The 20975-nt window shown below is 72.1% G+C and carries 14 protein-coding genes and 1 pseudogene; 5 read left to right on the top strand and 10 right to left on the bottom strand.

What is annotated here, in order from left to right; all coding sequences use genetic code 11:
* Positions 1 to 107: 107 nt before the first annotated feature.
* Together F8R89_RS24395 and pta are read right to left on the bottom strand one after the other, a co-directional pair.
* Positions 108 to 1322 carry an acetate kinase gene (locus F8R89_RS24395; protein WP_151785946.1) on the bottom strand — a complete coding sequence of 405 codons (1215 nt, stop codon included), beginning with the start codon at positions 1320 to 1322 and terminating at the stop codon, positions 108 to 110.
* Positions 1319 to 3421, bottom strand: a complete 2103-nt coding sequence (gene pta, locus F8R89_RS24400) for a phosphate acetyltransferase (RefSeq protein WP_151785947.1) — start codon at positions 3419 to 3421, stop codon at positions 1319 to 1321. The genes F8R89_RS24395 and pta overlap by 4 nt, the downstream gene beginning before the upstream one ends.
* A 300-nt stretch (positions 3422 to 3721) precedes the next feature.
* Between pta and F8R89_RS24405 the strand changes: the two genes are divergently transcribed.
* Positions 3722 to 4747, top strand: a complete 1026-nt coding sequence (locus F8R89_RS24405; protein WP_151785948.1) for an ATP-dependent 6-phosphofructokinase — start codon at positions 3722 to 3724, stop codon at positions 4745 to 4747.
* A gap of 30 nt (positions 4748 to 4777) precedes the next feature.
* On the opposite strand, the gene F8R89_RS24410 is transcribed toward F8R89_RS24405, so the two are convergent.
* The 6 genes from F8R89_RS24410 to F8R89_RS24435 form a co-directional block, all read right to left on the bottom strand.
* Positions 4778 to 5515 (bottom strand): helix-turn-helix domain-containing protein, encoded by a 738-nt coding sequence (locus F8R89_RS24410; protein WP_151785949.1) that lies wholly within the window; start codon positions 5513 to 5515, stop codon positions 4778 to 4780.
* Between the two features lie 377 nt (positions 5516 to 5892).
* On the bottom strand, positions 5893 to 6732 hold the full coding sequence (locus F8R89_RS24415; RefSeq protein WP_151785950.1) for a carbohydrate ABC transporter permease: 840 nt from the start codon (positions 6730 to 6732) through the stop codon (positions 5893 to 5895).
* Positions 6733 to 6735: 3 nt separating this feature from the next.
* The gene (locus F8R89_RS24420; protein ID WP_151785951.1) at positions 6736 to 7671 is read right to left on the bottom strand and encodes a carbohydrate ABC transporter permease; all 936 of its coding nucleotides are present in this window, start codon (positions 7669 to 7671) and stop codon (positions 6736 to 6738) included.
* A 10-nt stretch (positions 7672 to 7681) separates the two neighbouring features.
* Positions 7682 to 9055, bottom strand: coding sequence for an extracellular solute-binding protein (locus F8R89_RS24425; protein ID WP_151785952.1), 1374 nt, complete (start codon positions 9053 to 9055; stop codon positions 7682 to 7684).
* Between the two features lie 122 nt (positions 9056 to 9177).
* Positions 9178 to 9882, bottom strand: coding sequence for a response regulator (locus tag F8R89_RS24430; protein WP_151785953.1), 705 nt, complete (start codon positions 9880 to 9882; stop codon positions 9178 to 9180).
* Positions 9879 to 11552 carry a sensor histidine kinase gene (locus F8R89_RS24435; protein ID WP_151785954.1) on the bottom strand — a complete coding sequence of 558 codons (1674 nt, stop codon included), beginning with the start codon at positions 11550 to 11552 and terminating at the stop codon, positions 9879 to 9881. The genes F8R89_RS24430 and F8R89_RS24435 overlap by 4 nt, the downstream gene beginning before the upstream one ends.
* 198 nt (positions 11553 to 11750) lie before the next feature.
* Between F8R89_RS24435 and F8R89_RS24440 the strand changes: the two genes are divergently transcribed.
* From F8R89_RS24440 to F8R89_RS24455, 4 genes are all read left to right on the top strand, one after another.
* Positions 11751 to 13148, top strand: coding sequence for a cation:dicarboxylate symporter family transporter (locus F8R89_RS24440; protein WP_151785955.1), 1398 nt, complete (start codon positions 11751 to 11753; stop codon positions 13146 to 13148).
* Positions 13149 to 13264: 116 nt separating this feature from the next.
* On the top strand, positions 13265 to 13651 hold the full coding sequence (locus F8R89_RS24445) for a MerR family transcriptional regulator (RefSeq protein ID WP_151785956.1): 387 nt from the start codon (positions 13265 to 13267) through the stop codon (positions 13649 to 13651).
* 14 nt (positions 13652 to 13665) lie between these two features.
* A complete protein-coding gene (locus F8R89_RS24450) occupies positions 13666 to 13980 on the top strand; it encodes a thioredoxin family protein (RefSeq protein WP_151785957.1) in 315 nt (104 codons plus the stop codon).
* 181 nt (positions 13981 to 14161) lie between these two features.
* Entirely contained in the window at positions 14162 to 16378 is a 2217-nt protein-coding gene (locus tag F8R89_RS24455) for a HelD family protein (RefSeq protein ID WP_151785958.1), read from the top strand.
* A 119-nt stretch (positions 16379 to 16497) separates the two neighbouring features.
* On the opposite strand, the gene glgB is transcribed toward F8R89_RS24455, so the two are convergent.
* Complete coding sequence (glgB, locus tag F8R89_RS24460; RefSeq protein WP_225994654.1) at positions 16498 to 19470, bottom strand: 1,4-alpha-glucan branching enzyme; 2973 nt, start codon at positions 19468 to 19470, stop codon at positions 16498 to 16500.
* 1086 nt (positions 19471 to 20556) lie between these two features.
* Positions 20557 to 20916 (bottom strand): annotated as a pseudogene (locus F8R89_RS36855) (maltokinase N-terminal cap-like domain-containing protein); the annotation flags it as partial.
* Positions 20917 to 20975: the final 59 nt, after the last annotated feature.

The raw sequence follows: 20975 nt of genomic DNA on the forward strand, positions 1-20975 counted from the left end.
ATCCTATCGGTTTGTTTCGCCGCGGAATATTCCGTCTGGTGGAAAGTACAAATGAGCTGTGCTTTGCTCAGCCGTGTTACCGGGCCGTTTACCTCCGTTGCCGTCGCTCAGTCGCCGCCCCCGCCGACCAGAGCGTAGGTCTGCGTCGCGATCTCCAGTTCCTCGTCCGTCGGCACCACCGCGACCGCGACCCGCGCGCCCGCCGGTGAGATCAGGCGCGCCCCGCCGCCGCGCGCCGCGTTCAGCTCCGGGTCCACGGCGAGGCCCAGCTGGTCCAGGTCCGCCAGAGCGGCCTCGCGGACCGGGGCCGCGTTCTCCCCGACCCCGGCCGTGAACACCACGGCGTCGACCCGGCCGAGCACCGCGTAATAGGCGCCTATGTACTTCTTCAACCGGTGAATGTAGATGTCGAAGGCCAATTGCGCGCGCTCGTCGCCCTCGTCGATCCGGCGCCGGATCTCCCGCATGTCGTTGTCGCCGCAGAGCCCGACCAATCCGCTCTTCTTGTTGAGCAGGTCGTCGATTTCCGCGATGGACATTCCGGCGACCCGCGTCAAATGGAAGATGACGGCGGGATCGGTGTCACCCGATCGCGTACCCATCACGAGTCCCTCCAAGGGCGTCAGCCCCATGGAGGTGTCCACGCACCGGCCGCCCCGCACAGCGGACGCCGAGGCGCCGTTGCCGAGGTGCAGCACGATGACGTTCACCTCTTCGGGTGCCTTGCCCAGCAGCTCGGCGGCGGCCCGGGACACGTACGCGTGCGAGGTGCCGTGGAAGCCGTAGCGGCGGACGCGGTGCCGGTCGGCGGTCTCGACGTCGATGGCGTAGCGGGCGGCCGACTCCGGCATCGTGGTGTGGAACGCCGTGTCGAAGACGGCGACCTGCGGCAGGTCCGGGCGCAGCGAGCGGGCCGTGCGGATACCGGTGAGGTTGGCCGGGTTGTGCAGGGGTGCCACCGGGATGAGCCGCTCGATCTCGGCGAGCACCGCCTCGTCCACGATCGTCGGCTCGGTGAACCGCTTGCCGCCGTGCACCACGCGGTGCCCGATCGCGGCCAGCTCCGGCGAGTCCAGCCCGAGGCCGTCCTGCGCGAGCTCCGCCGCGACCGCCTTGAGGGCCGCGTCGTGGTCGGCGATCTGGCCGCCGCGCTCACGGCTCTCGCCGCCGCCCGTCAGCGGGGTGTGCTTCAGCCGGGAGGTCCGCTCGCCGATGCGCTCGACGAGCCCCGTGGCGAGCCGGGCGCGCTCGCGCATGTCGAGCAGCTGGTACTTCAGCGACGACGAGCCGGAGTTGAGGACGAGGACGCGGGTGGCGGTCACGGGGCGGCGGCCTTCCGCTCGGAGGACGGGGCGGGGGACTGGGACTGGATCGCCGTGATGGCGACGGTGTTGACGATGTCCGAGACGAGGGCGCCCCGGGACAGGTCGTTGACCGGCTTGCGCAGGCCCTGCAGGACCGGGCCGACGGCGATCGCGCCGGCCGAACGCTGGACGGCCTTGTAGGTGTTGTTGCCCGTGTTGAGGTCCGGGAAGATCAGCACGGTCGCCTGCCCGGCCACGTCGGACTCCGGCAGCTTGGTCGCGGCGACCGACGGCTCCACGGCGGCGTCGTACTGGATGGGGCCCTCGATCCGCAGGTCGGGGCGGCGCGCGCGCACCAGCTCGGTCGCCGCGCGCACCTTGTCGACGTCGGCGCCCGAGCCGGACGTGCCCGTGGAGTACGACAGCATCGCGATCCGCGGCTCCACCCCGAACCGCGCGGCCGTGGCCGCCGACTGCACGGCGATGTCGGCCAGCTGCTCGGCGTCCGGGTCCGGGTTCACCGCGCAGTCGCCGTAGACGAGGACCTTGTCGGCGAGGCACATGAAGAACACCGAGGAGACGATGGAGGCGTCCGGCTGCGTCTTGATGATCTCGAAGCCGGGCCGGATGGTCGCCGCCGTGGAGTGCACCGAACCGGACACCATGCCGTCGGCGAGCCCCTCCTGCACCATCAGCGTCCCGAAGTAGTTGACGTCGCTGACCACGTCGTACGCCAGCTCGACGGTGACCCCCTTGTGGGCCCGCAGCCGCGCGTACTTCTCGGCGAACGAGTCGCGCAGCTCGCTGGTCGCCGGGTCGATCAGCTGGGTGTCGCCGAGGTCGATACCGAGGTCGGCGGCGGTCTTGCGGATCCGGTCGGGTGGACCGAGGAGGGTGAGGTCGCAGACGCCGCGCCGCAGCAGCACCTCGGCGGCCTGGAGCACGCGCGGCTCGGTGCCCTCCGGCAGCACGATCCGCCGGATGTCGGAGCGGGCCTGCTCCAGCAGCTTGTGCTCGAACATCATCGGCGTCACCCGGTCGGAGCTCGGCGCCGAGACCCGCCCCAGCAGGTCCCCGGTGTCGACGTACCGCTCGAACAGACCGAGCGCGACCTCCGCCTTGCGCGGGGTGGCCGCGCTCAGTTTGCCCTCCAGCGACGACAGCCGCTCGGCGGTGGCGAAGCTGTACCCGGGCACGGACAGCACCGGGGTGCCGGGCGCGAGGCGCGCGGCCAGGGTGAGGATCTCGTCGCCGGGCCGCTCGTCGAGGGTGAGCAGCACCCCGGCGATCGGCGGGGTGCCCGCGCTGTGCGCGGCCAGCGAACCGACGACCAGGTCGGCCCGGTCGCCCGGGGTGACGACCAGGCAGCCCGGGGTCAGGGCGGTCAGGAAGTTCGGCAGCATCGCGCCGCCGAACACGAAGTCCAGGGCGTCGCGCGCGAGCCCCGCGTCGTCGCCGAGCAGCACCTTCGCGTCCAGGGCCTGCACGATCTGCGCGACCGTCGGCGCCGACAGGGCGGGTTCGTCGGGGACGACGTAGCAGGGCACGGGCAGCCGGGAGCCCAGCCGCTCGGCGATCTCGTCCCGGTCCTCGCGGGCCACCCGGTTGGTCACCACGGCGAGCACGTCGCAGCCCAGGTTCTCGTACGCCCGGTAGGCGTTGCGCGTCTCGGCGAGCACCGACTCGGTGTTCTGCCCGCGCCCGCCGACGACCGGGATCACGGAGGCGCCGAACTCGTTGGCGAGCCGGGCGTTGAGCGACAGCTCGTCCGGGAGCTGGGTGTCGGCGAAGTCGGTGCCGAGCACCAGGACGACGTCGTAGTCGCGGGTGACCGCGTGGAAGCGGTCGACGAGCGTGGAGACCAGCTCGTCGGTGCCGCGCTCGGCCTGCAGGGCGGACGCCTCGTGGTAGTCCATGCCGTAGACCGTCGCCGGGTCCTGGGAGAGGCGGTACCGGGCGCGCAGCAGTTCGAACAGGCGGTCGGGCGAGTGGTGGACCAGCGGCCGGAACACCCCGACCCGGTCGACCTGGCGGGTCAGGAGCTCCATCACCCCCAGCTCGACGACCTGGCGGCCGTCGCCCCGGTCGATGCCGGTCACGTACACGCTGCGCGTCACGCGTGATCTCCGTTCCTCTGTCGCCGTCTCGTCCGTCGCCCGTCCCCGGGTCCCACAACGGGCCGCGACATCACCCGGTGAGAGGAGTGAAACCCTCTTGACACTACCCTTGGCCGTCGTTAGGGCGCCCGCCAGGACGGGGGGCCCGGCAGGGGGTACGCGCGGGGCCTGGGAGCCCCCGGCGCGGTCCGGAACAGGGCGGAACGGGACGGACCGGACGCAAGCGACAGGCCCCTCGGGGACGTGAAACAATCGGATCGGCTCACCGGTATCACGACAGCGAGCAGGAGACACAGCACGATGCGCATCGGAGTTCTCACCGCAGGCGGCGACTGCCCCGGCCTGAACGCCGTGATCCGGTCGGTCGTGCACCGGGCCGTGACCCAGTACGGCGACGAGGTGATCGGCTTCGAGGACGGCTTCGCGGGCCTGCTCGACGGCCACTACCGCACCCTCGACCTCGACGCGGTCAGCGGCATCCTCGCCCGCGGCGGCACCATCCTCGGCTCCTCCCGGCTGGAGCGCGCGCGGCTGCGCGAGGCCTGCGAGAACGCCCCGGACATCGCCCGTGACTTCGGCATCGACGCGCTCATCCCGATCGGCGGCGAGGGCACGCTGACGGCCGCCCGCATGCTGTCGGACGCGGGCCTGCCCGTGGTCGGCGTCCCCAAGACGATCGACAACGACATCTCCTCGACGGACCGCACCTTCGGCTTCGACACCGCCGTCGGCGTCGCCACCGAGGCCATGGACCGCCTGAAGACCACCGCCGAGTCGCACCAGCGCGTCATGGTCGTCGAGGTCATGGGCCGGCACGCGGGCTGGATCGCCCTGGAGTCCGGCATGGCGGCCGGCGCGCACGGCATCTGCCTCCCGGAGCGCCCGTTCGACCCCGCCGACCTCGTCAAGATGGTCGAGGAGCGCTTCGCCCGCGGCAAGAAGTTCGCCGTGATCTGCGTGGCCGAGGGCGCCCACCCCGCCGACGGCAGCATGGACTACGGCAAGGGCGAGATCGACCAGTACGGCCACGAGCGCTTCCAGGGCATCGGCACCGCCCTCGCCTTCGAGCTGGAGCGCCGCCTCGGCAAGGAGGCCAAGCCCGTCATCCTAGGCCACGTCCAGCGCGGCGGCGTCCCCACCGCCTACGACCGTGTCCTCGCCACCCGCTTCGGCTGGCACGCCGTGGAGGCCGCGCACCGCGGCGAGTTCGGCAGGATGACGGCCCTGCGCGGCACGGACATCGTGATGGTCCCGCTCGCGGAGGCCGTCACCGAGCTCAAGACGGTCCCCAAGGACCGCATGGACGAGGCGGAGTCGGTCTTCTAGGAGACGTCCGGGAGACGCCGTGCGGCGGAGTCAGGGCGCCCCGCCCTGGACCGCCGTCCAGAAGCGCTCCACGATCCCGTCGAGGAACGCGCGGCCCGTCGCGCTGTGGTCCCCGCTGCCCGCGCCCCAGCTGAGGGTCGCGGTCATCTGCCCCTGGTACTCCTGGTGCAGCTCCCGCAGCGCGTCCTGGATCAGCCGCCGGTCCAGCGGTGCCATCGCCGCCACCGGGCGGACGTACGCCTGCCAGCGCGTCGTGACGGCGCTGCGCAGCAGGTCGGCCAGGCGCCCGTCGCGGCCCGTCACGGTGATGAAGTCCGGGAGCGACAGTCCGAGCACCTCGGCGAGCGCGGCGGACTGGCGGTCCGTGCCCCGCCAGTCGTCGTGCTCCTCCATGCGCAGATAGGCGCGCAGGTCGTGCCCGACGGCACGGGCCACGTCCTCGGGCGCGAGGCCCCGGGCGACGCGGTGCTCGCGCAACGTCCGCGGCTTGCCGAGCAGTTCGCCCGGCGAGCACCACAGGACGCCCGCGAGGGCGGTGAGTTCGCCGTCGTCCGGCGCGACGAGTTCGCGTTCCCACGCGAGGACGAGGTCCCCGGTGACATGGGGGAGGCCGTAGGAGACCCGTATGCCGTAGGCGACGTGCTCGGGCCCCATGTTCAGGCCGGCTCTCAGGCGGCGGGCGGCCGGGGCGTCGAACGGCGGGGTGGGCGGGTTGCGGAGGCTGGAGCGACGGGAGGGCTGGTTCGGCTGAGCTTGCGGTCGGCGCACGGCCCACACCGTAGGACGGCCGGAATACGGTGACTACGGTCTGTTCGGCCAGGATCACGGATCGTACGAAGATACGGCTACCGGCGGGTTCGAACCCTGGAGGGTGACGGCGCCGCCCCCGGTGGGGCGCCGTACGGCCGGGCCCCGCACGGCCCCAGGGGTGCCCGCACCGGGCGAACGGCAAGCGTAGGCGGCATATTCGCTCCCGTGTGCGGCCCGGATCCCGGAACCGGCGGGCCCCTGCCCCGCTCGCGCGCGCACCCGGAACTCGAAGAGGAGTGCGGCCCGCCCCGGTGCGGCGGACCGCTCCCGGCACCCGCGGCGGCGGCTCGAATCCGACGCCCGCCCGCATACCGCCCCCCTGAGGGACCCGCCCGCTACCCCTTGACCGCCCCGCCCAGCGCGAACCCGCCGCCCAGCCGGCGCGCCACCAGCACGTACAGCAGGATCACCGGCGTCGAATACAGGATCGAGAACGCGGCCAGCTGCCCGTAGACCACCGTGCCCCGGTTGCCGAAGAACTCGTTGATGCTGACCGCCGCCGGCATCTGGTCCGGGGTGAGCAGCAGCATGAACGGGACGAAGAAGTTCCCCCACATCATCACGAACGAGAACACGGTCACCACCGCCACACCCGGCCCCATCAGCGGCAGCACGATCCGCACCAGGGACTGCAGCGACGACGCCCCGTCCGTCCAGGCCGCCTCCTCCAGCTCCTTCGGCACCCCGTCCATGAAGTTCTTCATCAGCCAGATGGCGAACGGGAGTTGGGACGCGGCGAAGAAGAAGATCGTCCCTTCCACGGTGTCGATCAGGTTCACCTGGACGAAGAGCGCGTACACCGGCACCATGATCGCGGTGATCGGCAGGCTCGTCGCGAACAGGACCGTCAGCAGGAACGGCCGGTTGAAGCGGGACCGGAACCGCGACAGCGGATAGGCGGCCAGCGCCGCGCACGCCACCGTCAGCAGCGTCCCGCCGCCGCACAGCAGCAGGCTGTTCAGCAGCGGGGTGAACGTGATCTCCGGGGTCATGACGGCGTCGAAGTTGTCCAGGGTGAGGCCGTCCGGGAGCTTCACCCGCAGATCGGCGTGCGGGTCCAGGGCGGACAGCACCACCCAGGCCAGCGGGAGCACGAACGCGGCGGCCACCACCAGCAGTCCGGCGTCGGCGGCCAGCCGGTTGGAGGCCCTGCGGGACGAGAGCGTGCGGGGCATGGCTCAGACCTCCGTGCGCAGCAGACGCAGATAGACCACCGAGAACAGCGAGCCCACCACGAGCAGCAGCAGGGCGACCGCGGTGCCGTAGCCGATCATGCTCTTCTGGAACGCCTCCTCGTACATGAACAGCGGCAGCGTCTGGCTGCGGCCGCCCGGACCGCCCCGGGTCATCACCCAGATCAGCCCGAACACGGACAGCGTCTGGAGGGTGATCAGCATCAGGTTCGTGCCGATGGAACGCCGGATCATCGGCAGCGTGATGTGCCACATCCGGCGCCAGCCCCCCGCCCCGTCGACCTCCGCGGCCTCGGTGACCTCCTGCGGGATCTCGTTCAGGGCCGCCGAGTACACCAGCATCGAGAACGCCGTGCCCCGCCAGACGTTCGCGAAGGACACCGCCAGGATCGGCAGGGTGAACAGCCAGTTCTGGGTGGGCAGATGCAGCCAGTCCAGCACCGCGTTCAGGGTGCCCTCGCGGCGGAAGAAGGCGTACAGCAGGAAGCCGGCGACGACCTCCGGCAGCACCCACGCCGTGATGACGATGCCGCCGACCAGCGTGCGCACCGGCTTCGAGGCGCGCCGCATCAGCGCCGCCAGCGCCAGCCCCAGGGTGTTCTGGCCGACCAGCGCCGAGAGCACCGTGAAGACGAGGGTGAGCCAGACGGCGTTCAGGAACGCGTCGTCGCCGAACGCGCTGGTGAAGTTCTCGAACCCGACGAACGAGTCCTCGGCCTGCCCGGTGAGCTGGAGGTCGGTGAACGCGATGTAGGCGCAGTACGCGATCGGGCCGGCCAGGAACAGCAGCAGCAGGACGACCGCCGGGGTCAGCGGCAGGACCCGCAGCAGCGGGACGCGGCGGGACCGGGCGGCCGGGCGCGGCGGCACGGCGGCCGGACCCGGCCCCTTCGCGAGGCCGGGGTCGGTGGCGGTCTTCATGAGCGGGGGCTCACTTCTCGATCACCTGGCCGTCCGTCGCCGACTTCAGCTCCTCGTCGTACGCCTTCGCCGCGTCCTCCACCGACACGTCACCCGTCGTCACGCCCTCCATGGCCTCCTGGATCGCGGTGGAGACCTTCGGGTACGCCGGGTAGGCGGGCCGGTAGTGCGTGGACGCCACGAGGTCGGTGAAGAACTTGATGCCGGGCTGGGCTTTGACGTACGCGGGGTCGGCGGCGACGTCCTCGCGGACCGCGATCCCCGAGTTGGCGATGTACCACTTCTGCGCGTTCGCCTTGCTCTGCATGGTCTTCACGAACTCGAACGCGAGGTCGGGGTTGCCCGCCTTGGCGGGGATCGCCCATGTCCAGCCGCCGGACATGCTCACCTTGCCGGGCGCCTGCCCGTTCTGTGTGGGCATGGGGGCGAGGCCCAGCTTCTTCGACCACTCCGGCCACTCGTGGCCGCTGCCCTCCAGCCAGTCCTGCGGCAGCCAGGAGCCGTCGAGGTCGATGCCGAGCCTGCCCTCGGGCAGCAGCTCACCGCGGACCCGGGTACCGATGTTGGGGTCGAGGGCGTCCGAGACGTCCGGCCCCAGCTTCTCCCGGTAGACGGTCTCCACGAACGCGAGGGCGTCACGGAAGCCCTTTCCACCGGCGATCCACTTCTTGGACGCCTTGTCGTAGAGCGGGTCCGAGGTGCCGTCGCCGGTGCCGTACAGCAGCATCTCGAAGCCCTGCATGGTGGCGGCCTCACCGGCGGGCTTGCCGGTGTAGACGTTGAGGGGCGTGACGCCGGGGACCTTCTCCTTGATGGCGCGGGCCGCGTCGAGGACGTCGTCCCAGGTCCTCGGCCGCCAGTCGGCGGGGAGGCCCGCCTTGGCGAAGATCCCCTTGTCGAACCAGAGCCCCCGGGTGTCGGTGCCGTCGGGGACGCCGTACGTCTTGCCGTCCTCACCCCGGGCGGCGGCCTTCGCGGTGTCGATGAACCGGTCCCAGTCCCGCCACTTCGCGAGATACGGGTCGAGCGGCTTCAAGTACCCGCTGGTGATGTCCGAGTTGATGAGGAAGGTGTCCTCGTAGACCAGGTCGGGGGCGGTCTTGGGGGAGCGGAGCATCTGCTGGAGCTTGGTGTAGTACTCCGAGTCCGGGGCCTTGATGGGGACGAGCTCGACCTTCTTGCCGGGGTTCGCCTTCTCGAACTGCTTCTTGATGTCCGCGAGATAGGTGTCCATCACCTTCACGGAGTTGTCCGTGGACTGCTTGAAGGAGACCTTCACGGTGTCCGGGTCGCTGCCGGAACCGCCGCCGCACGCGGTGAGCGTGGCGGCGGCGAGGGCCGCGGCGAGGAGTGGGGGGAGGGCGGCGGTGGGGCGCACGGGCATGACCTCCTGCGGGCGCACGACGTTGTGGCGCTGGACGGCTGCCCGGTGAACCTAAGAGGAGTGGTCTAGTCAGGTCAATGCATGTGCGGGAAAGCGCTTGAGGAGATCGTGAGGGGCGCCCGCTACCGGCTCGTCCCCGGCCCCGGGACCCACCAGTACACCAGCTCCGGCCGCCCCACCTGCCCGTACACCGGCTTGCGTTCGGCGCGGCCCGCGTCCACCAGGTGCTCCAGATAGCGGCGGGCCGTGATCCGGGAGATCCCGACGGCCTCGGCGACCCCGGCCGCCGTCAGCCCGCCGTCCGCGTCCCGCACCGCGCCGGTCACCCGCTCCAGCGTCGGACCGCTCAGGCCCTTCGGGAGCGCGGCCGGGCCCGGTGCCCGCAGCGCGGCGAGCGCCCGGTCCACCTCGTCCTGCCCGCTCGCCTCGCCGACCGCCGCGTGGAACTCCGCGTACCGCACCAGCCGGTCCCGCAGCGTCGCGAAGGTGAACGGCTTCAGCACGTACTGCACCACGCCCAGCGACACGCCCTCGCGCACCACCGCCAGATCCCGGGCCGACGTCACCGCGATCACGTCCGCGTGATGCCCGGCGGCCCGCAGCGACCTGGCCAGCTGCAGCCCGTGCACATCCGGCAGATGCAGATCCAGCAGCAGCAGATCAACCGGCGTGCGCTCCAGCGCTCGGCGCGCCTCCGTGCCCGTGCGCGCCTGACCGACGGCGACGAACCCCGGCACCCGGCCGACGTACATCACGTGCGCGTCCGCGGCGACCGGGTCGTCCTCCACCACCAGCACCCGGATCGGCTGCCCGGCATCCGCCGTCATACGTCACCTCGCACGGCCACCGCGTCCTCGACGGAAGCGCCATGCGCGGGCACGGCCGCCCCGGCGCCCTCGTCCGCCAGGCGCAGCCGCACCTCGAAGACCGCCCCGCCGTCCTCGGCCCGCGTCACCGACAGCGCGCCCTGGTGCCGGGTCACGACCTGCCGGACCAGCGCCAGGCCCAGGCCCCGGCCGCCCGGACCGGCCGGTTTCGTGGTGAACCCGCGCCGGAACACCGCCTCGGCGTGGGCGGGGTCCACCCCGGTGCCGGTGTCCGTCACCCGCAGGACCAGCTCGCCGTCCCCGGCGTACGCCGTCACCGTCACCCGCGCCCCCGCACTTCCCTGCGCCGCGTCCACGGCGTTGTCGATCAGATTGCCCAGCACCGTCACCAGATCCCGGGCGGGCAGCGCGTCGCTCAGCAGCCCGTCGTCGAGCCGGCTGTCCTCCGACACGACGAGTTCCACGCCCCGCTCGTTCGCCTGCGCCGTCTTGCCGAGCAGCAGCGCCGCCAGCACCGGCTCGCTCACCGCCGCGACCACCTGATCCGTCAGCGCCTGCGCCAGCTCCAGCTCGGCCGTGGCGAACTCCACCGCCTCCTCGGCCCGCCCCAGCTCGATCAGCGACACCACCGTGTGCAGCCGGTTCGCCGCCTCGTGCGCCTGCGAGCGCAGCGCCTGCGTGAAACCCCGCTCAGAGTCCAGCTCGCCCATCACCGACTGCAGCTCCGTCACATCGCGCAGCGTCACCACCGTGCCGCGCCGCTCACCGCCGGAGACCGGCGAGGTGTTCACCACCAGCACCCGCTCCTCGGTCAGGTGCACCTCGTCCACCCGGGGCTCGGACGCGAGCAGCGCCCCCGTCAGCGGCGCCGGCAGCCCCAGCTCCGCGACCGACCGGCCCACCACGTCACCCACCCCCAGCAGCTCCCGGCCGCCGTCGTTGATCAGCGCCACCCGGAACTGCCCGTCCAGCATCAGCAGCCCCTCCCGCACCGCGTGCAGGGCGGCCTGATGGTAGTCGTGCATCCGGCTCAGCTCGGCCGCGTTCATCCCGTGGGTGTGCCGGCGCAGCCGGGCGTTGATCACGTACGTGCCGACCGCGCCCAGCGTCAGCGCGCCCGCCGCCCCGCCGATCAGGGCGGTCAGCTGCTCCTGCACCCGCTTGCTGATCTCCTCGACCCGGATGCCCGCGCTGACCAGGCCCACGATGTGCTCGCGGCCGGTGCCGCCGTCGTAGATCGGCACCACCGCCCGCACCGACGGGCCGAGGGTGCCGGTGTAGGTCTCCGTGAACGGCTCCCCGCGCAGCGCGCGCTCGGTGTGCCCCCGGAAGTGCTGCCCTATCTGCCGCTCGTCGGGGTGGGTCCAGCGGATCCCGCGCGGATTCATGATCGTGACGAAGTCGACCTCGGCGTCCCGCTGCACCCGCAGCGCGTACGGCTGGAGCGTGGCCGTCGGATCCCCGGTGCGCAGGGCGTCCCGCGTGGACGGGGCGTCGGCGATGGACTGCGCCACCGCCGCGGCCTGCCGGCCCGCCGCGTCCTCGGCCTGCCCGCGGTCGCTGAGGTAGGTGAAGACCGCGTACCCGGAGAACAGCACCGCGATCAGCACGGCCTGCATGGCGAACAGCTGCCCCGCCAGGCTGCGCGGTCGGGGGACGGGGATACGCATGCCGCCCAGTCTGCCCGCACGTTTCCCGGTGAACTAAATGAACGGAAGGGTGACCGCCCTCACAGGGCGGGAGATAGTCGCCGCATCGCTGCACACGACCCCCCGTCCCCAGGGGCGCGCCCGTCCGCCAGCGAACCCCCACCCCGGACGTGAGCCGCACGCCGGTGACCACCGACGAAGACGTCAAGGAGGGCAGCCGTGGCCGCCGCCAGTTCCCCCGATACGGCACCTGCCGCACCCGTCGCCAGACGGGACCGCACGCACTACCTCTACATCGCGGTGATCATCGCGGTGGCCCTCGGCATCACCGTGGGCCTGGCCGCGCCGGACTTCGCCGTCGAGCTGAAGCCCATCGGGACGGGCTTCGTCGCGCTGATCAAGATGATGATCTCGCCGATCATCTTCTGCACGATCGTGCTGGGCATCGGCTCCGTGCGGAAGGCCGCCAAGGTCGGCGCGGTCGGCGGCATCGCGCTCGGCTACTTCCTGGTGATGTCGCTGGTCGCCCTCGCCATCGGGCTCGTCGTCGGCAACATCCTGGAGCCGGGCTCCGGCCTCGCGGTCACCGACGCCGTCAAGGACGTCGGCCAGGCGCAGGTCGACGCCGAGGCGAAGGACACCACCGAGTTCCTGCTCGGCATCATCCCCACCACGATCGTCTCCGCCTTCACCTCCGAGTCGGTCCTGCAGACCCTGCTGATCGCGCTGCTCGCCGGTTTCGCCCTGCAGGCCATGGGCTCGGCCGGGGAGCCGGTCCTGCGCGGGGTGCAGCACATCCAGCGGCTCGTCTTCCGCATCCTCGCCATGGTGATGTGGGCCGCGCCGATCGGTGCCTTCGGCGCCATTGCCGCCGTCACCGGATCCGCCGGAGTGGACGCGCTCAAGAGCCTCGCCGTGCTGATGCTCGGTTTCTACGTGACCTGCTTCCTGTTCATCTTCATCGTGCTCGGCGCGCTGCTGCGGATCGTCGCCGGTCTCAACATCTTCACGCTCTGCAAGTACCTGGGCCGTGAGTTCCTGCTGATCCTGTCGACTTCGTCCTCGGAGTCCGCCCTGCCGCGCCTCATCGCCAAGATGGAGCACCTCGGCGTCAGCAAGCCCGTCGTCGGCATCACCGTCCCGACCGGCTACTCCTTCAACCTCGACGGCACCATGATCTACATGACCATGGCGTCCCTGTTCATCGCGGACGCCATGGGCACCCCGATGTCGATCGGCGAGCAGATCCCGCTGCTGCTGTTCCTGCTGGTCGCCTCCAAGGGCGCCGCCGGTGTCACGGGCGCCGGGCTCGCCACCCTGGCGGGCGGTCTGCAGTCCCACAAGCCGGCCCTCGTGGACGGCATCGGCCTGATCGTCGGCATCGACCGCTTCATGAGCGAGGCCCGCGCCCTGACGAACTTCGCGGGCAACGCCGTCGCCACGGTGCTCATCGGCACCTGGACGAAGGAGATCGACCGCGAGCGGGTCGACCAGGTCCTCGCCGGTGCCATCCCGTTCGACGAGAAGACTCTGCTCGACGACCACGGCACCGAGGGCGAGCCCGCGGCGGCCGGGGCGCCGGGACAGGACGGCGAGAAGGAGCTCGCGAAGGCGTGACCGCCCTGACCGGCCCCCTTCGCACCGGACGCCCGACCCCGCCTGAACCGGGGCCGGGCGTCCGGTTGTCCGCGGCCCTTGCCCTGACGTCGGCGTCAAGGACTACGTTCGACCGCATGCGAATCGGCGAGCTGGCCGCACGGGCCGGGACCACGACGCGCACCCTGCGCTACTACGAGTCGCGCGGGCTGCTGCCCGCCCGGCGCGGCGCCAACGGGCACCGGGTGTACGACGAGGGCGATCTGCGGTTGCTGCGGCAGATCAGGACGCTGCAGGACTTCGGGTTCGACCTGGAGGAGACGCGGCCGTTCGTGGAGTGCCTGCGGGCCGGGCACCCGGACGGCGACACCTGTCCGGCCTCGCTCGCGGTGTACCGGCGCAAGCTGGACGAGCTGGACGCGCTGATCGGCGAGCTGCGGGCCGTGCGCGCCAAAATCGGGCTGCGGCTGGCGCTGGCCGAGGGCGAACCACCGTTGTGCGAACTGGGAGGGCGGGACCTGTGATCAAGGCGGCAGGCGTGACCGAGGTGACGGACGCGGACTTCGCGGCGGAGGTGATCGGGGCGGAGCTGCCGGTGCTGGTGGAGTTCACCGCCGACTGGTGCCCGCCGTGCCGGCAGATGGGGCCGGTGCTCGGCGCGCTGGCCGCCCAGGAGGGGGAGCGGCTGAAGGTGGTCCAGCTCGACGTGGACACCAATCCGCTGACGACCAACGCCTACAAGGTGCTGTCCATGCCGACCTTCATCGTGTTCCGCGGCGGTGAGCCGGTGAAGGCGATGGTCGGCGCACGGGCCAAGCGGCGGCTGCTGGAGGAACTGGCCGACGTGCTCTGAGCACCCCGCGACCACCGCGCCACGCACAGCGGAAATCCCCCGGGCAATTGTGCCCGGGGGATTTCTTCGCGTATATTGAATGGTTCGCGACTTCGAATGAAGAAGGCGCGGAGAAGTTCAGTGAGCACAGTATATCCGGGCGGGAGCGGAATTGTCAAACACCGAATTCCAAGACGGTGAATTGCGACGCGAGCAGGAATTCATCGACGGCCTGTACGCACGCGTCGACGCCCTGCGCGGCGACACCGAGGCCGGAGTCTCGGACGCGCTCGCCCAGGGCGACAAGCCCATGCAGGCCCGCCTGGAGCGGGACATCCTCGTCGCCGAACGCTCGGGGCTGCTCGCCGCGCTCAACGCGGTGGACGGCTCCCTGTGCTTCGGCCGGATCGACCTCTCCTCCGGCGCGGCCCACCACATCGGCCGGATCGGCCTGCGCGCCGACGACACCGAGCGCACCCCGATCCTCATCGACTGGCGAGCCGACGTCGCCCGCCCCTTCTACCTGGCCACCGGCCACACCCCGATGGGGCTGCGGCGCCGGCGGCACATCACCACCGAGGGGCGGACCGTCACCGCCCTGCACGACGAGATCCTCGACCTCGGCGACCGCGAACGCACCGGCCACGAGGACCCCACCGGCGACGCCGTCCTGCTCGCCGCGCTCGACGCCGCCCGCACCGGCCGCATGCACGACATCGTGCAGACCATCCAGGCCGAGCAGGACGAGATCATCCGGGCACCGCACCGCGGTGTCCTCGTCGTCGAGGGCGGCCCCGGCACCGGCAAGACCGCCGTCGCCCTGCACCGCGCCGCCTACCTCCTCTACGAGCACCGCGAGCTGCTCGCCAAGCGGGCCGTCCTGATCGTCGGCCCCAACCCCGCCTTCCTCGGCTACATCGGCGAGGTCCTGCCCTCCCTCGGCGAGACCGGCGTCCTCCTGGCCACCGTCGGCGAACTCTTCCCCGGCGTGAAGGCGACCGCGACCGACACCCGCGAGGCGGCGGCCGTGAAGGGCCGCGCCGACATGGCCGACGTCCTCGCCGAGGTCGTCCGCGACTGGCAGGCGCTGCCCGACCCGGTGATCGCCATCGAGCACGACCGCGAGGTCCTCATGCTCGACGACGGACTGGTCAAGGTCGCCCGCGAGAAGACCCGTGCCGCCCGGCTGCCGCACAACGCGGCCCGCGAGCACTTCGAGGGGCACATCCTCAACACCCTCACCGAGCTGTACGCCGAGCGGGTCGGCACCGACCCCTTCGACGGCACGAGCCTCCTCGACCCCAGCGACATCACCCAGATCCGCGACGAGATCGCCGAGAACCCCGAGGTGTGGGCGGCCGTCGACCAGCTCTGGCCGCGGCTCACCCCGCAGCGCCTGGTCGCCGACTTCCTCGCCGACCCCGTCGGCTACCTCCCCGACGAGGACGCGGCCGCGATCCGGCGGCCCGTGACCCGGGCGTGGACCGTGGCGGACGTACCGCTGCTCGACGAGGCCGCCGAACTGCTCGGCGAGGACGACCGTATCGCCCGGGCCCGGGCCGAACGCGAGCGCGAGACGCAGATCGCCTACGCGCAGGGCGTGCTGGACGTGTCGTACGCGTCCCGGACCTACGAGTTCGAGGACAAGGACGAGGAGGACAGCGAGGTCCTCTCCGCGCACGACATCATCGACGCCGAGCGGTTCGCCGAACGCCACGAGGAGGACGACCACCGCAGCGCCGCCGAGCGGGCGGCGGCCGACCGCACCTGGGCGTTCGGGCACATCATCGTCGACGAGGCGCAGGAACTGTCCCCGATGGCCTGGCGGCTGCTCATGCGGCGCGTCCCCACCCGCTCGATGACCCTGGTCGGCGACCCGGCGCAGACGGCGGAACCGGCGGGCGTCGGCTCCTGGGAGGACATCCTCCAGCCGTACGTCGAGGACCGCTGGGAGCACACCCGGCTCGGCGTCAACTACCGCACGCCCGCCGAGATCATGGAGCTGGCGGCGGCCGTCGTCCGGGCGGAGAACCCGGACTTCGAACCGCCGAGCTCCGTTCGGTCGACGGGGGAGCGGCCCTGGATCCGGGCCACCGACGATCTGCCCGAGGCCGTGGCCTCGGCGGTGAAGGAGCTGACCCCGGCCGAGGGGCGGCTCGCGGTCATCGCCCCCCGCCATCTGCACCGGCGGCTGGCCGCTCGGCTGGACGGGGTGACGGCGGGGGAGCAGCCCGATCTCACGCGTACCGTCGTGCTCCTCGACCCCCGTCAGGCCAAGGGGTTGGAGTTCGACTCGGTGCTGGTGGTGGAGCCGGGGCTGTACGGCACGAGCGACTTGTACGTGGCCCTGACGCGTGCGACGCAACGCCTGGGAGTCCTCCACACGGGCCGCCTCCCCAAGGCCCTGTCCGAGAACTGACTTCCTTCGCCCCCGCCGCCCCTTCCCGTCCCATCCTTCTGGGGCTCCGCCCCAGACCCCGCTCCTCAAACGCCGGAGGGGCTGAAATCAGCCCGTCCGGCGTTTGAGGACGAGGAAACCTAGGCCGGGCGCAGCCAGACCGTGGCCAGGGGCGGCAGCGTCAGCCGGATGCTCGCCGGGCACCCGTGCCAGCTCTGCGGCTCCGGCTTCACCGGCTCGGGGTTGACCACGTCACCACCCCCGTACCGCGCCGCATCCGTGTTCACCACCTCATGCCACGCCGGCACCTCCTCCGGCACCCCCAGCCGATACCCCTCCCGCACGACCGGCGACATGTTCGACACCGCCAGCAGCGGCACCCCCTCCGCGTCGTACCGCAGGAACGCGAACACGTTGTCGTCGGCCGCGTCCGCCACCACCCACCGGAACCCGGACGGATCGGTGTCGCGCTGCCACAGCGCCGGCGTGTGCCGGTACACCGTGTTCAGATCACGCACCAGATCGCGCACCCCCCGGTGGTCCGCCTCCGCCCCGTACGCCGGATCCAGCAGCCACCAGTCCGGCCCGTGCGCCTCCGACCACTCCGCGCCCTGCGCGAACTCCTGCCCCATGAAGAGCAGCTGCTTGCCGGGGTGCGCCCACATGAAGCCCAGATACGCCCGCAGGTTCGCCCGCTGCTGCCACCAGTCCCCGGGCATCTTCGACACCAGGGACCGCTTGCCGTGCACCACCTCGTCGTGCGAGATCGGCAGGACGTAGTTCTCGCTGTACGCGTACACCATCGAGAACGTCATCTCGTCGTGGTGGTACCTGCGGTGCACCGGCTCCTTCGTCATGTACTCCAGCGAGTCGTGCATCCAGCCCATGTTCCACTTCAGCCCGAAGCCCAGCCCGCCGAAGCCGCCCGGCCCGGTCACGTGCGTCGGCCGGGTCACCCCGTCCCAGGCGGTCGACTCCTCGGCGATGGTGACGATCCCCGGGTTGCGCCGGTACACGGTCGCGTTCATCTCCTGGAGGAAGGCCACCGCGTCCAGGTTCTCCCGGCCGCCGTGCTCGTTCGGCACCCACTGTCCGGGCTCACGCGAGTAGTCCAGGTAGAGCATCGAGGCGACGGCGTCCACCCGCAGCCCGTCGATGTGGAACTCCTCGCACCAGTACACCGCGTTGGCGACCAGGAAGTTGCGCACCTCGCGCCGCCCGAAGTCGAACTCCAGGGTGCCCCAGTCGGGGTGGGCGGAGCGCAGCGGGTCCTCGTGCTCGTACAGCGGACGCCCGTCGAACTCGGCCAGCGCCCAGTCGTCGCGCGGGAAGTGCGCCGGCACCCAGTCCATCAGCACCCCGATCCCGGCCTGGTGCAGCCGGTCCACGAGGTACCTGAAGTCGTCGGGCGTGCCGAGCCGGGCCGTGGGCGCGTAGAAGCCGGTGACCTGGTAGCCCCACGAGCCACCGAACGGGTGCTCGGCGACCGGCATCAGCTCCACGTGCGTGAAGCCGAGGTCCTTGACGTAGGCGGGCAGCTGCTCGGCGAGCTGCCGGTACGTCAGCCCCGGCCGCCAGGACGCCAGGTGCACCTCGTACACCGAGAACGGCGCCTCGTGCGGGGCCGGTGTGCCGCGCCGCTCCAGCCACTCCGCGTCGCCCCACTCGTACGCCGAGGCGCACACGATGGACGACGTGTCCGGCGGTGCCTCGGTGCGGCGGGCCATCGGGTCGGCGCGCAGCGTCTTCGAACCGTCGGGCCGGGTGATCTCGAACTTGTACAGCTCGCCCTCGCCGATGCCGGGCACGAACAGCTCCCACACCCCGGTGCCGCCGAGCGAGCGCAGCGGGAAGCCGGTGCCGTCCCAGTAGTTGAAGGTGCCGGCGAGGGAGACACCGCGCGCGTTCGGCGCCCACACGGTGAAGCGGGTGCCGGTGACGCCCTGGTGGGTCATCGGCTGGGCGCCGAGCGCCTTCCACAGCTCCTCGTGCCGGCCCTCACCGATCAGATGCAGGTCGAGCTCGCCGAGCGCGGGCAGGAAGCGGTAGGCGTCCTCGGTCTCGTGCACCGACCCCTCGTACGCCACGAGGAGCCGGTAGTCCCGCGGGACGTCCCGCAGCGGGAGCAGCCCGGTGAAGAACCCGTCGCCGTCGTCGTGGAGTTCGGCCCGTACGGCTCCGGCGGCGACCGTCACCGACAGGGCGTACGGCCGGAAGGCGCGGAAGGCGACACCGCCGGGGACGGGGTGCGCCCCGAGCACGGAGTGCGGGTCGTGGTGCGTGCCGGACAGCAGCCGGTCGCGGTCGGCGGCGTCCAGCGCGGCCGAGCCCGCGACCGTCACGGGGGCGCCGGGTCCGGGCGTGCCCCCGGCCGCCTGCTGGGCCGGGATCTTCTTCTGCGCGGCCTGCTGGGCGGGGATCTTCCGGGCCCCGGCCTTCTCGCCGGCCGCGCCCCCGGCCGACGGGGTCGCGGGAGCGGCCCCCTTGCCGGAGGCGGCCTTGGCGGGCGTCCGCGCGGTGGCCTGCCGGGCCACGGTCTTCTTCGCGGCGGTCTTCCTGGCGGCGGCCTCGGTGGTGGCCGTCTTCTTGGCGGCGGGCTTCTCGGCCGCGGTCTTCTTGACGGCCGCCTTCTTCGCGACTGCCTTCTTGGCGGCCGTCTTCTTCACGACTGCCTTCTTGGCCACGGTCTTCTCGGCCGGGGCCTTCTTCGCGGTGGTCTTCCTCGGCGCGGGCGTCTCGGCCGCCTGGGCCGGAGCCTTCTTGGCCACGGCCTTCGTCACGGCCTTCTTCGTGACGGCCTTCTCCGCCGCGGCCCCCTTCGCAGCCGTCTTCTTTGCGGCCGCCTTCACCGGAGCCTTCTTCGCGGCCGTCTTCTTCGCAACCGTCTCAGCCGCCTCCGCACCCGGTGCGGCCTTCTTCGCCGCCCCCCTCCGCATCGACTCCACGGCCTTCTCGACGGCCCTCGCGGGCGTGGACTTCCCGGCCGGTGCGGCCTTCTTCGCCGTCGCCTTCTTCACGGCCGGCGTGGACCCTGCCGGCGTGGACCCGGTCTGCGTGGACTCGGCCGGTGTCTGCGGGTCCGGGTCGCTGGAGGGAGTGGTGCGGGGGGTCACGGGCGGGGCCTCCTCGGCGAAGGGGGGGGAAACGGGGGTGGAGGGAGGTGCGGGCGGGGCGTCGGCGGCGAGGCGGCGTATCGCCGCCATCGGCACCGGCAGCCAGTCGGGCCGGTGCCGGGCCTCGTAGACGACCTCGTAGATCGCCTTGTCGGTCTCGTACGCCCGCAGCAGCACCGGATCGGTCCGCGGGTCGGCGCCGCCCGCCTCGGCGTACCCGGAGCAGTAGGCGGCCCGGCAGGCGTCCGCCCAGCCGGGCGCCGGGTGCTCGGCGGAGTGGGCGGCGTAGTCGAAGGAGCGCAGCATGCCCGCCACGTCCCGGGCCGGCGGCTGTGGCATCCGCCGTTCCGCGAGCGGTTTCGACGGCTCGCCCTCGAAGTCGATCAGCCACCACCGCCCGTCGGGCGAGCGCAGGCACTGCCCGAGGTGCAGATCGCCGTGGACGCGCTGCGCCGTCCAGGTGCGCCCCTCGGCGGCGAGATCGGCCAGCGCGTCGAACGCCGAGCGCAGGGCGGGGGCGTACGGCCGTAAGGCGGGCACCGCCTGGGCGGCCGCGTCGAGCCGTGCGGCCATGCCCTCGACCTGCTGCCGCACCTGGGTGTGCCCGAGCGTGACGGTCGGCAGGGCGCGGGCCAGCGCCATGTGCACCTCGGCGGTCGCGCGCCCGAGGGCCCGGGCCGCGGAGGCGAACTCCTCGCCCTTGGCGAGCCCGCGCAGCGCCAGGTCCCAGCCGTCCGCCGCGCCCTGCACGAACGGCTGGAGCACCCCCAGCACATACGGCTCGCCGGACAGCTCCGCCCGCATCCACGCCGTCGGCGCGGGCACCCGGTCGCAGCCCTCGCGGGCCAGCGCCAGCGGCAGCTCCAGGTCCGGGTTGACGCCGGGCACGACCCGGCGCAGCAGCTTCAGGATGAACGTATCGCCGTAGACGACCGACGAGTTGGACTGCTCCGAGGTGACCAGGCGGGGCACCAGGCCCGACCGGATCTCGGCGCCGGGGTCCCGCTCGAAGCGGAGGGCGCCGACGCGCGCCCCGGTGCGCAGGGCCTCCAGCAGCAGTTCGCAGGGGCGGGGGTCGTACAGCGCGTCGTACACGGTGCGCCCCGCGAGGGGGCCCTCGGTGACATGCCCGATCAGCGCGGGTGCCAGCCGGGGCGGCAGCGCCTCACGGTCCCCGACGAGCAACTGGTAGCAGTCGGCGGGCTGTTCGGGCGCGCCCGGCGCCGGTGTGAGCGGCTGGTGGGCGCGCACCAGCAGGTGGTGGAGGCCGCGCTTGCCTCCGTGCGGCAGCAGTTCGGTCGCCGCGACCAGCGAGAAGCCCGTGACCGGACGCCCCTTGCCGGCGAACCAGCGCTGCCGTGGCAGCCAGTCCCTGAGCAGGGGGTCCAGTGACGCGAGGAGGCCGGGCGGAGTGCTGAGGGTGCTTCGGGTGACGGCTTCCGACATGACGTCGCGTCCTTTCCCCGGACGGTCGGGGTGATACTTCTGCGTGCCCCGGGCGGGGC

Origin of the sequence: Streptomyces sp. SS1-1 (assembly GCF_008973465.1) — a bacterium.
GTDB lineage: Bacteria > Actinomycetota > Actinomycetes > Streptomycetales > Streptomycetaceae > Streptomyces.